Genomic DNA, 12,148 nt, shown 5'->3' with positions numbered 1-12,148 from the left:
CCCCTTGATGTTGCAACTGAACCAGAAACTTATCCCCGCCCCCCTCCACCTGCCCCATACTCCTCTCACCCGCCACGAGAACGCGAGGTCGCGACGAACGGTCTGTGGTAAGGGCAGGTGGGAGGGGCTGGAGTCGTCCGGCCCTGGGCCCGTAGGGCGGTCTTGACGCCGGGCGAGGTGTCCCGTGCTCCGATCCGGAGCCGGGGGATACATCGCTCGAAGACAAACGCGTCCCCATGGATCGGAAAACCCACCGCATGCGGCGGCGAAAGCCTCCGTTCTAAAATTTGCATGAGGCAATCGCCGCCGCATGCCGCGTCACTGGAGCAACCGCGAGGCCACCATGGCCGGGCGGGGTTTCCGTGCACGCCCGCTGGCCCGCCTCCGCTTCGGACGCTACTGTCCGCCCGCCATCGAATCGCAGGATCCGCCATGCCCCGCAAGATCATCATCGATACCGATCCCGGCCAGGACGACGCCGTCGCCATCCTTCTCGCCCTCGCCTCGCCGCAGGAGCTCGAGGTGCTGAGCATCGTCGCCGTCGCCGGCAATGTCGGGCTCGAGCGCAACGCCGGCAACGCCCTCAAGGTGGTCGAGCTTTCCGGCCGCACCGATGTGCCCGTTCACGCCGGCTGCGCCCGGCCGATGCGGCGCACCCTCGTCACCGCCGAGCACGTCCACGGCCAGACCGGCCTCGACGGCCCGGACCTGCCCGCCCCGAAGATCGCCCTCCAGCCGCAGCACGGCGTCGATTTCATCGTCGAAACCCTGATGGCGGCCGAGCCCGGCGCCATCACCCTCTGCACGCTCGGCCCCCTGACCAACATCGCCATGGCGCTCGTCAAGGAGCCGCGCATCGCCCCCCGCATCGCCGAGATCGTCATGATGGGTGGGGCTTATTTCGAGGTCGGCAACATCACGCCGACGGCCGAGTTCAACATCTATGTCGACCCGGAAGCGGCCGACATCGTCCTGCGCTGCGGTGCGCCGATCACCATGCTGCCGCTCGACGTCACCCACCAGGTGCTGACGACCAGGGAACGCCTTGCCGCCATTGCCGCAATCGGCAACCGCAGCGGCGAGGCCGTCGCGCAGATGCTCGCCTTTTCCGAACGCTTCGACCTCGCCAAATACGGCTCCGACGGCGCGCCGCTCCACGACCCGACCGTCATCGCCTGGCTGCTGCGGCCCGAGCTCTTCAAGGGCCGCCAGTGCAACGTCGCCATCGAGACCGCGAGCGAATTGACCGTCGGCATGACCGTCGCCGACTACTGGCACGTCACCGACCGCCCGAGGAACGTCAACTTCCTGCGCTCGGCCGACGCCGACGGGTTCTACGCCCTGCTGACCGAGCGGCTGGCCCGGCTGCCGTAGGAAGGGGCCGGCCATGTGCGGCTGGTCGATGCATCCCCCCTCCCAACCTCCCCCGCAAGGGGGGAGGTGCTGGTGCGGTGGATTGGGCAAGATGGTGCCACGAGCACGATGCGGCACCTCCCCCCTTGCGGGGGAGGTTGGGAGGGGGGTGTCTCGCCTCGGTCCCACTACCCATCGTCCGCCGGAAGAGCTATTCTCGCCGCCCGCCATTCGAGTACCTCGCCATGGACCTCTTCACCCTCGCCACCTTCACCGTCGCCTACGCCATCGCCGTGCTGGTGCCGGGGCCGGGTGTCGCCGCCGTCGTCGCGCGGGCGCTGGGCGGCGGGTTCAAGGGCGCGTTCCCGATGGTGCTCGGCATCCTTGCCGGCGACCTCGTCTACTTCGTCTTCGTGGTCTTCGGCCTTGCAGCCATCGCCACCCATTTCGGGCCGGTGTTCACCATCATCCGCTGGGCGGGCGCGGCGTACCTGCTCTACATCGCCTGGCAGTTCTGGACGGCGCGGCCGGGCTCGGAGCGCCTGAAGCCCAAGAGCGAGCCCGGCTGGAAGACCTTCCTTGCCGGCCTCTCGCTGACCCTCGGCAACCCCAAGACCATCGTCTTCTACCTCGCCATCCTGCCGACGGTCATCCCGCTCGACCGGATGAACCCGGTCGCCTTCGCCGAACTGACCGCGATCGTGGTGGTCGTACTCCTCGCCATCGGCTGCGGCTATGCATGGCTGGCCGCAACGGCGCGCGAGATGCTCAAGAGCCCCCGCGCCCTCGGCCGCCTCAACAAGACCGCCGGCGCCATGATGGCCACCGCCGCCGGTCTCGTCGTCTGGCAGCACTGAGCTACGAACGAACCGCCGCCTCTGCGACCTTGAGCCCCCAGGCCAGCAGCTCCGCCGCGCGTCCGGGCGTCGTGCCCTCGACATAGCAGCGCATCTCGGGTGCATTTCCCGAAGGCCGATAGTGCACCATGTCACCGCTCGCGAGGATGAACTGCAGTCCGTCTATCTCCGAAACCCGTTCGATCCGCCCCTGCTCGGCGAAGAAACCGTCGGCGAAACCCGGTTCCTCCCGCAGCCGCCGGAGCAGCATCGCCGTCCTCTCCTGCGCCACGTGCTCGAGCCGATCGCTGAGCGCCGGTCGCACCGGCAGGGCCGCGACGAGGTCGGCAACGCTTACCCCCTCCGCCGAACTCAGCGCCAAAACGGCAAGGATCGGCAGAACCGCATCCCGCGTCGGCAACGCCGGGAGGCTCGCGCCCTCAACGGCAACGTCGCTTCCCAGCAGCGTTCCGCCATTCGCCTCGAACCCGACCACCCTCCGCGCCCCTGCCGCCAGCGCCTCTTCCATCCCGGCGATCACGAAGGGCGAACCGACCCGCGTGCGCCGCACCTCATCGAAATACCCGGTGCGCTCTATGGCCGAGTTGGAGGTCACCGGCGTCACCACCGCGTCCGCCCCTAGGAACCGCGCCGTCAGCAGCCCCAGCACGTCGCCGCGCACGAACTGCCCCTGCCCATCCATCACCAGCGGCCGGTCGCCGTCACCGTCCGCCGAGACGATCGCATCGAGCCCGCGCTCGCGCACCCACCCGGCGAGCGGCGCAAAGACTGCGTCGTTGAAGGCTTCCGTATCGACCGCCACGAACCCCTCCACGCGCCCCAGCGGCACCACCTCGGCGCCGAACGCAGCGAGGACGTCCGCCAGAACCGCACGCGCTACCGTCGAATGCTCGAAGACGCCGACGCGCCATCCGGCGAGCGCCTCCGCCGGCAGCAGCCCCGCATAACGCTCGAAATAACGCTGCGCCGCCGCCTGCGATTCGTCCTGTGCCCGCCCCTCGCCTTCCGTGGCCTTCGCCCCGGCAAGCGCGGCGGTGATGCCGGCCTCGTCGGCCTTCCCGATCTCACCGGTCGGCAGATAGAACTTCAGCCCATTGCGGTCCGCCGGAATATGGCTGCCGGTGACCATGATCGCCGCGCCCTTCCCTGCCATGGCATGGAGCGCCAGCGCCGGCGTCGGCAGCACCCCGCAGTCGACCGGCTCCAGCCCCGCTGCCGCGATGGCGGCCGCGCAGTCGGCGACGATGGCAGGGCTGCTCGGGCGCATGTCGCGCCCGATATAGACGCGCCCGCTGCCGGTCGCGCCCGTCTCCGCCAGATGCGCGAGGAACGCCGCCGTATACCGCCGGGCCGCCTCGCCCTGAAGATCCGTGACCAGCCCGCGCAATCCGCTCGTGCCGAACTTGAGGCTTCCCGCCGTCATACCTGTCTCCGCGTTGGTGCCCGTGGGGGCGCATGGCAGAGTGATATGACAGGGACAAAACGGCCGGCAACCCCGTTCGGTGCACCCTTGGCCCCTTTGCGCATCGGCATCATCCTGCTATGGAGGCGAACGATGGGCCTATAGCTCAATGGTTAGAGCCGACCGCTCATAACGGTCTGGTTCCAGGTTCGAGTCCTGGTGGGCCCACCAATATTTCCAAAGTAAAGATATGAAGGCAAAATAGCCGGGCTTACCGGCTGGCCTGCCCCGCCGTCCATGGATATTCCATCACCAGCGCGACGATCCCGGCCGTCTGCCGGTCGTAGCGTTCGGCGATGCGCGGCAACTCGGCTTCGAGGAGCGCTGCGGGCGCTTCGGAGGGCGGAGCGTCGAGCATCTCGTCGACATTCGCAGTCTCCGCGGCGGCATCCGGATAGATCGTGAGGCCGCCGAGGCTGCGCACCGGTTCGCCGCCGGCCGAGACCGCCACCACACTGGCAAGCTCGGTGCGCGAATAGGCATCGACCAGGAAGCCCAGTGCCACTTCGTCGACGCCGTCTTCGAGCGGAATGCCCACCTTCTCCTGCCGCCAGAAACTGACATTGTTACGCACGAACGTCTTCATATGCTCCAGGTTGAGGCCGAACGCCGACGAGTTATGCCGTGCGTCCCAGTTGGCCACGCCGAGCTCCCCCGCCACCCGCTCGGCCGCCTCCCGTCCGCCGATGGCTTCGACCAGCGCGATCATGATCGGGATGTTGGCGGTGATGCCCGTCGAGGTCGCGACCCCATCGTCGATCACGTAGCGCCGGTCCGGCACCCATTCCATGGTCGGGTACTTGTCGCGCAGTTCCTTGGCCGCGCTCCAGTGGCCGGTCGCCCGCCGTCCATCGAGCAGGCCCGCCGTGCCGATCATGCGCGAGCCGTTGCAGATCGAGATGATCTTGGCGCCCTTCTCGTGCTGCGCGACGATCCACTCGGCGATGAAGGGGTCCGCGCCCGGGTCCATCGCCGGCACGACGACGTAGTCGGCGCCCTCCGGATAACGCGCGTCGAATGCCGCCATCGTCTCCTGCGGATCGATGGAGAGGCTGGGATAAAGCCGCACCCGCTCGTCCTTCTCGGCCACCACCGTCACCTCGGCGACGCCGGACCGCGCGAGCACGCCATAGGCCGAGAGGAAATCCGAGACTTCCGTTCCCGGATTGAACGTTGCAATCGCGATCACCGGCCGCTCGCGCTTGGGTGGCGCCATCGCCGCGATGATCTGCGCCTGCTCGGCTTCATCGACGGGTGGAGCGGGCTCGGCCTGCGTCGCCGCCTCGCCCGGCGCCAGCAGGATGGGCGTGGCGACGAGCGCCACGAGCACGATGGCTGCGAGGGTGAGAAGAACGGTCCGCTTGCGCATGCTGGCCTCCCCTTCGGGCGCCGGCATAATATCGCATCGCGCGAACGTGGCTATGGCGGTTACGCCGGTACGTCCTTGAATCTCTCGGTCGCCCGGAAGAGCCCGCGCAACTCCGCCAGGCCCTTCAGCCGTCCGATGAGCGGATATCCCGGCTGCGCGCCGCGCCCGATGTCGTCGAGGATGTCCTGCCCATGGTCCGGACGCATGGGGATGGAATGGTCGGGGCGCCCTTCGGCCTTACGCCGCCGCTCCTCATCGACAATGGCATCGACCAGCGCCGCCATGTCGACGCTGCCCTCCAGGTGCTCGCACTCGTAGAACGAGGAACCGACTTCGCGGCCTTCGAGCTTGACGTTGCGCAAATGGATGAAATGCACCCGGCCCCCCAACCGGCGCATGATGCCCGGCAGATCGTTGTCCGGCCGCGCGCCGAGCGCTCCCGAGCAAAGCGTCATGCCGTTGGCGGGCGACGGGATATGGTCGAGCACGACCCTGTAGTCTGCCTCTGTCGACATGATCCTCGGCAGACCCATCAGCGGGAACGGCGGATCGTCCGGGTGGCAGCAGAGCCGCAGTCCCAGCCGCTCGGCCGTCGGCACCACCTCCTCGAGGAAGGCAAAGAGATGCCGGCGCAGCCGCTCCGCGTCGATCTCGCCATACTTGTCGAGATGGAATTGCACCGTATCGAGCGAGAGCACGTCCGCCGCTCCCGGCAGCCCCGCAAGGACGCTCGCGGCAATCGCCGCCTTCTCCGCCTCGCTCATGTCCCGGTGCCGGCGATCAGCCGCCTCTGCGACTTCCGGCGGCACGTCCCCCAGCGCGCCTTTGCGCTTCAGCAGGTGAATATCGAACACGGCGAAATCGACGGCGTCGAACCGCATGCAGTAGCCGCCATGCGGCACCTGCCAGGCGAGCTGCGTGCGCGTCCAGTCGATGACCGGCATGAAGTTGTAGCAGACAGTCTCGATGCCCGCAGCCGCGAGGTTTTCGAGGCTCTGCCGATAGTGGGCCAGATGGGCCTTCCACTCGCCGGTCTGCCGCTTGATGTCCTCGGAAACCGGCAGGCTCTCGACCACCAGCCATTCGAGCCCCGAAGCCCGCTCCTCGGCGGTGAACCGGACCTGCTCCTGGCGCTTGCCGATTTCCCCGGCCGTCCAGACGGCCCCGTCCGGCAGATGATGGAGCGCCGAGACGATGCCCTGCGCGCCCGTCTGCATCACATTAGCGATCGTGGTGACATCGCGCGGGCCGAACCAGCGCCAGGTTTCAATCATGGCGATCAGGCCTTGCGCAAAGCGAGCCCGTCGGCGTCGAACAGGTGCCAGCGCCCGGCAGGCGGGGCAACATGGATGACATCGCCGCGGCCCGCCTTGCTCTGCCCGGGCTCGTGGATCAGCACCGGACGATCTCCCGGCAATGCGCAATGCAGGTAGCTGCTCGCACCATACTGCTCGGCAACGCTGACCGTCGCCGGCCAGCCCTTGTCGGTGACGAGGAAGTCCTCGGGCCGCACCCCGAGCGTCACCGCCGCGCCGATATTCGCGCCTTCGATGGCCCCCTCGAGCACCAACGGCGGCAACCCGTCGGCCGCGAATGTAACGGCTCCCTCACCCACGGCATCGATCCGCCCCTCGACGAAGTTCATACGCGGGGAGCCGATAAAACCGGCGACGAAGAGGTTCTTGGGATGGTTGTAGAGCTCGAGGGGCGCCCCCACCTGCTCGATCACGCCCTTCCTCAGCACCACGATCTTGTCGGCCATCGTCATGGCCTCGATCTGGTCGTGCGTCACATAGATCATGGTGTTGCCGAGCCGCTCATGCAGCTTGGTGATCTCGACGCGCATCAGCACGCGCAGTTCCGCATCGAGATTGGAGAGCGGCTCGTCGAAAAGAAATATCTTCGGGTCGCGCGTGATCGCCCGCCCGATGGCGACGCGCTGGCGCTGCCCGCCGGAAAGCTGCTTCGGGCGCCGCTCCAGCAGCTGCTCGATCTGCAACAGCCGCGCCGCCTCCGAAACCCGCCGCGAGATCTCGGGTTTGGCCATGCGGATGTTCTCGAGCCCGAAGGAGAGGTTCTCGCGCACGGTCATGTGCGGGTAGAGCGCATAGGACTGGAAGACCATCGCCACACCCCGGTCGGCGGCGGGCGTATGGGCGACGCTGTCGGCGTCGATCCGGATATCCCCGTCCGTCACGTCCTCGAGCCCGGCGATAAGGCGCAGCAGCGTCGACTTCCCGCACCCCGAGGGCCCGACGAAGACGACGAACTCGCCGTCATCGATCTTGAGGTCGACGCCGGGAATGACGTCGACCGCCCCAAAGGATTTCTTGATGTTCTCGAGGGTGAGACTGGCCATGTCGTTGAACTCTATTTGATGCCCGTCGAGGCGATGCCGGTGGTGATGTAGCGCTGGAGGAAGATGAAGGCGCAGGCGAGCGGCAAGGCCGTCAGCGTCGTCATGGCGAGCAGGATCTCGTAGCGGATGCCGTACTCGGTCTGGAACGAGGCGAGCGCCAGTTGCAGCGTGTAGGACTCGCGCCGCGTCAGCACGACGAGCGGCAGCAGGAAGTCGTTCCAGCGCGACAGGATCGAGAAGATCGCCACCACCGCCAGGGCCGGCGAGGAGAGCGGCAGGATGATCTTCCAGAAGATTCGCCACTCGCTGGCATGATCCATGCGCGCCGCCTCGACCAGTTCGTCGGGGATAGTCAGCATGTACTGGCGCAGAAGGAACACGCCGGTGGGCGTCGCCACCGTCGGCAGGATCACCCCCCAGAGGTTGCCGACGAGCCCGAGCTGCGCGACGATCATGTAGGTCGGCACCAGCACCACGGTCGCCGGGATCATCAGGGTGGCGAGGATCGAGACCAGCGCCACGTTCGAGCCGCGGAAGCGGTACTTGGAGAGCGCGAACGCCGCCATGGAGTTCATCACCAGCGTGATGAGGGTCGCCACCACCGTGATGAACAGGCTGTTGAAGACGTATCGCCAGAGGTCGTTGCCCGAGCTGGCAAGGAGATTGGTGTAGTTCTCGAACGCGAGATAGACGCGCCGCACCGGCGTTGCGGTCTCCACGGGCACCAAGACCCGACCCGCCTCCGGGTCGGCCGGATCGATCATCTGCGCCTGTATGCCCACCCGCCGGATCTGCGCGAGCCTGCGCGTCTCCCCGTCCTCCCCGACGACGTCGAAAAGGGCCAGCGGCTGGTCGAATCCTTCGACCACCACGGTCTCTGACGAGTAGGGCAGCAGCGTCGGCGGGAATTCCGCGAGATTGGCCGGAGTCTTCAACGAGGAGATGACAACCCAGAGCACCGGCGCGAACATCACTACGAGGCCCAGCAGCAGGTAGGCGTAGGTCAGCCCGTCGGTCCAGCCGAACCGTCCGCGCCGGCGGCGACGGGTCAGAAAATCCGAGATCGACATATCGGTCTTGCTCATGCTCGCCTCAGTCATCCTTGCCTCCCCGCGAGATGCGCATCTGGATTGCCGTGAAGATGAGGAGCGCAACACCCAGCAGCAGTGAAGCCGCCGCGGCGAGACCGAAATTGCGCGGTTGGGCGGCAAAGCCGACCTCGTAGATGTACTGAACCATCAGCATCGTCGCCGAGCCCGGCCCGCCGCCGGTCAGGACGTAAAGCTCGTCGAACGTCTGCACCGAGCGGATGACCGCAAGGATGAAGACGACGAGCAGCACGGGCTTCAACAGCGGCAGCGTGATGCGGGTGAAGGCGCGCCAGGGCGTGGCGCTGTCCATCTTGGCCGCTTCGTAGACATCGCGCGGAATGGACTGCAACCCGGCGAGCAGGATGATCGTGTAGAACCCCATATGCGCCCAAACGGTCACGAACACCGACCAGAAGAAGGCGGTGTTGGGAAAGACCAGCCAGTTGACCGGCGTCAGCCCGGCCGACGAGATCAAGCCGTTGAGGGCGCCGTTGCGCTGCAGGATCCACTGCCAGGTCAGCGCCACAACGACCGGCGACAGCATCACCGGAAAGAAGAAAATCCCGCGGAAGAACCCGCGCCCGCGGATGTCGCGATTGAGGCAGATGGCCGTGAGAAGAGCGATGACGATCATCGCCGTCACCTGCACCGGCACGAAGACGAGGGTATTGCCCAGCGCCCGCCAGAAGAGGTCGCGCGAGCAGGTCGAGGGATCGAGGAAATTGTCGCAGTCGAAGAGCGTGGCGTAGTTCGCTCCGCCGACCACCGGCCTGTCCCACGGATAGAGCCGGTCGCTGCCGCTGACCGAATAGAAGATGTTGATGAAGACCGGCAGCAGCGCGAAGAGCACCACTGCGGTGAGGTTCGGCACCAGGAACACCCAGGGCATCCGCTTGATGCCGAGAAGCCTCTGCAACCCGTACATGAAGGGTTCGACGATCCGCGCCGGCAGCGCCACCGCCGCGCCCGCCGCAGCCGCGAACTGGGTTCCTGCGCTCATGAGGTTCCTCCTGCGGTCTTGTTTGGAGAGGCGGCCGCAACGCGCGGCCGCCCCGAAGCCGTTACGACTGGCCGCCGGCCGCTTCGATGGCGAGGTTCACGTCTTCCTCGATGCGCGTGAGCGCCGCATCGATATCGAGCTCGTTGTTGAGCACCTGGCTGATGCGGGTGGTCAGCGAGTTCATCATCGCCCGCTGGAAGCGCCAGCCCTGGAAGCGATAGGCCGCGTCCGCCATCTTGGGGATCTGGGCGGTGAAGGTCGCGAGCGCCTCTCTCGTCCGCTCTGAGGCCTCGGGATATTCCACCCCGTTCTCGATCTGCGAGGACGCGGACGGAATCTCGACTTCGGTCGAGATGTAATGGTCGAGGTTTTCAGGCTGCGCATAGTGATTGATCAGCGCGCCCGCCAGCTCCGGATGCTGGGTGTGAGCGAAGGCGGTCATGGCCCCGCCGCCCGGCATTGCCGTGCAGGAGGACGGTCCGCACGGCGTTGGCACCACTGCCCAATCGAACAGGTCGCCGACCTCGGTATCCATCTGCCTCAGCGTCCACGAGCCGCCGAAATAGAAGACGACATTGGCGTTGAGGAAATCCGAGAACAGTTCACGGTGCGTCGCGCCGCCCACCGCGCCCCACAAGTCCATGGGCATGGTGCCGTCCTGATGCCAGGCAACGAACTGCTCGATGGCCGCGCGCAGCCCATCGTCGATCACCGGCCTGCCCTCCTCGTCGACCATCTCGGCCCCGTAGCTTATGGCAAGGCTGGCAAAGCGGTGGCCGGAGCGGTCCATCTCCATGGCGAACTCGGTACCGGTCGCCTCGGCAACCTGCTTGGCGGCCGCTGCCCACTCTTCCCAGGTCGCCCCCTCCTCCGGCACGGGCACGCCCGCCTGCTCGAAGAGGGTCAGGTTCACATAGGCGCCGTTGACGGTCAGCGTCGTCGGCATGCCGAAAATGGCGTCGGTCTGCTGGCCGCCCCGCAGCCATTGCAGTGTCTGGCCCCATTCCTGCTCGAAATAGTCGGCGTCCACATACTCGGTGATGTCGAGATAGAAGCGGCTGAGGCCGCCGAGGTCGGTGATGATGGCGATGTCAGGCCCTTCGCCCGCCTCGAGCTGCACCGGCAGGCTCTCGACGATGGTCTGGTAGCTTACCTCCTCGACGACGACATCGACGCCCGGGTTGGCCTCCTCGAAGGACTTGGCCATCTCCTCGAAGAGCACGCCGCCCGTGCCGGTGTCGCCCGCCCACACCCGGATTTCCTGCCCGAGCGCCGTTGTAACCGGCAGCGCCGCCACCATCAGCGCCAGCGCGCTCGTCGTTTTCATGATCCTACGCATCAGTTTCCTCCTCCCGGAACGTATGCCACGCATGGCCTATCGCCAGGGGCGCAACCGTGTTCTGGTAAGACCAGATTGTCAACCCTCCCTCAGACGCAAAATTGTCAGCGGCGGCATTTCCCCTCAAAATCAAGTGCATGAGGCAAAATCGGCTGGGAAAAGCCGTCACATTGCGGTGCCAAATTCTCTTGACATTGCAGTCCTCCCGTAATCTGGTTTGACCAAACTCCACGCCTTCCCATCATCCTGATCGGGCCGGCTTCCAGACAAAATCGACAGGAGATAGCTTCGCGATGCTTAGATTTGCGGTCGTCGGGATCGACCACGGACACATCTTCGACCACGTCAAGGGATTGACCCGCGCAGGCGCCGAGTTCGTCGGCTACTGCCCGCAGACGTCCGTGCCGGGCTTGGTTGATACCTTCGCCCAGACCTACCCGGATGCACCGCAAATCGACCGCGACGCAATCTTTGCCGATCCGAGCATCGACGTCATCTGCACGGCCGCCATTCCGCGCGACCGCGCGGGGATCGCGCTGCGCGCCATGCGCTCCGGCAAGGACGTGATGGTCGACAAGCCCGGCGCGACGACATTCGACCAGCTCGCCGAACTCGAAGCGACGGTCAAGGATACCGGCCGCATCTTTTCGGTCTGCTTTACCGAGCGGCTGTGCGTGCGCTCGGCGGTCAAGGCGGGCAAGCTGGTCAAGGACGGGGCTATCGGCAAGGTCGTGCAGACAATGGGCATGGGGCCGCACCGGCTCGGCAGCTCGCGGCCCGACTGGTTCTGGGAGCTCGATGCGTTCGGCGGCATCATCGTCGACATCGCTTCGCACCAGATCGATCAGTTCCTGTTCTACACCGGGTCCGAGATAGGCGAGGTGGTCGCCTCCACTGTCGGGAACTTCGGCACGTCCAAGGCGCCGGAATTCCAGGATTTCGGCGAGGTGCTGCTGCGCAGCGACAAGGGATCGGGGTATGTGCGCGTCGACTGGTTCACGCCCGACGGCCTGCCCACCTGGGGCGACGGGCGTCTGACCATCCTCGGTACCGAGGGGTATATCGAGCTGCGCAAATACGTCGACATCGCCGGACGCGAGGGCAAGGACCACCTCTTCCTCGTCAACAAGGCGGGCGTCGAATACATCGACTGCTCCAACGAACCCCTCGACTATTTCGCCCAGTTCATCGACGACGTGCAGAACCGCACGGAAACGGCGATGACCCAGCGCCACGTCTTCGAGGTCTGCCGCCTCTCGCTCGAGGCGCAGGCCAAGGCGACCGTGCTCACCAAGAACTAAGCGTCCAAGGAACCAGC

General features: G+C 66.3%; 10 protein-coding genes and 1 tRNA gene. 4 read left to right on the top strand and 7 right to left on the bottom strand.

What is annotated here, in order from left to right:
- Positions 1-432: 432 nt before the first annotated feature.
- Both VE25_RS04705 and VE25_RS04700 read left to right on the top strand, forming a co-directional pair.
- Positions 433-1,374 (top strand): nucleoside hydrolase, encoded by a 942-nt coding sequence (locus VE25_RS04705; RefSeq protein WP_046107440.1) that lies wholly within the window; start codon positions 433-435, stop codon positions 1,372-1,374.
- A gap of 224 nt (positions 1,375-1,598) precedes the next feature.
- Positions 1,599-2,210: a LysE family translocator gene (locus VE25_RS04700; RefSeq protein WP_046107439.1), complete on the top strand. Its 612-nt coding sequence runs from the start codon at positions 1,599-1,601 to the stop codon at positions 2,208-2,210.
- Position 2,211: 1 nt separating this feature from the next.
- On the opposite strand, the gene VE25_RS04695 is transcribed toward VE25_RS04700, so the two are convergent.
- Complete coding sequence (locus VE25_RS04695; protein ID WP_046107438.1) at positions 2,212-3,633, bottom strand: phosphomannomutase; 1,422 nt, start codon at positions 3,631-3,633, stop codon at positions 2,212-2,214.
- Between the two features lie 134 nt (positions 3,634-3,767).
- On the opposite strand from VE25_RS04695, the gene VE25_RS04690 reads away from it, so the two are divergent.
- A tRNA-Ile gene (locus VE25_RS04690) sits at positions 3,768-3,843 on the top strand.
- Between the two features lie 40 nt (positions 3,844-3,883).
- Here the strand turns inward: VE25_RS04690 and VE25_RS04685 are convergent.
- The 6 genes from VE25_RS04685 to VE25_RS04660 form a co-directional block, all read right to left on the bottom strand.
- Positions 3,884-5,041 carry a DJ-1/PfpI family protein gene (locus tag VE25_RS04685; protein ID WP_046107447.1) on the bottom strand — a complete coding sequence of 386 codons (1,158 nt, stop codon included), beginning with the start codon at positions 5,039-5,041 and terminating at the stop codon, positions 3,884-3,886.
- Between the two features lie 59 nt (positions 5,042-5,100).
- A complete protein-coding gene (gene uxuA, locus VE25_RS04680; RefSeq protein ID WP_046107437.1) occupies positions 5,101-6,315 on the bottom strand; it encodes a mannonate dehydratase in 1,215 nt (404 codons plus the stop codon).
- Positions 6,316-6,320: 5 nt separating this feature from the next.
- A complete protein-coding gene (locus tag VE25_RS04675) occupies positions 6,321-7,400 on the bottom strand; it encodes an ABC transporter ATP-binding protein (protein WP_046107436.1) in 1,080 nt (359 codons plus the stop codon).
- Between the two features lie 11 nt (positions 7,401-7,411).
- Positions 7,412-8,500, bottom strand: coding sequence for a carbohydrate ABC transporter permease (locus VE25_RS04670; protein WP_083988719.1), 1,089 nt, complete (start codon positions 8,498-8,500; stop codon positions 7,412-7,414).
- Positions 8,493-9,491, bottom strand: coding sequence for a carbohydrate ABC transporter permease (locus tag VE25_RS04665; RefSeq protein WP_046107435.1), 999 nt, complete (start codon positions 9,489-9,491; stop codon positions 8,493-8,495). The genes VE25_RS04670 and VE25_RS04665 overlap by 8 nt, the downstream gene beginning before the upstream one ends.
- A 61-nt stretch (positions 9,492-9,552) precedes the next feature.
- The gene (locus tag VE25_RS04660; protein ID WP_083988718.1) at positions 9,553-10,830 is read right to left on the bottom strand and encodes an ABC transporter substrate-binding protein; all 1,278 of its coding nucleotides are present in this window, start codon (positions 10,828-10,830) and stop codon (positions 9,553-9,555) included.
- A gap of 293 nt (positions 10,831-11,123) precedes the next feature.
- On the opposite strand from VE25_RS04660, the gene VE25_RS04655 reads away from it, so the two are divergent.
- A complete protein-coding gene (locus VE25_RS04655) occupies positions 11,124-12,131 on the top strand; it encodes a Gfo/Idh/MocA family protein (protein ID WP_046107434.1) in 1,008 nt (335 codons plus the stop codon).
- The last annotated feature ends 17 nt before the right edge of the window (positions 12,132-12,148 follow it).

The sequence above is a fragment of the Devosia geojensis genome, from assembly GCF_000969415.1.
Lineage (GTDB): Bacteria > Pseudomonadota > Alphaproteobacteria > Rhizobiales > Devosiaceae > Devosia > Devosia geojensis.
This window is presented reverse-complemented; position numbering and strand designations above follow the sequence as displayed.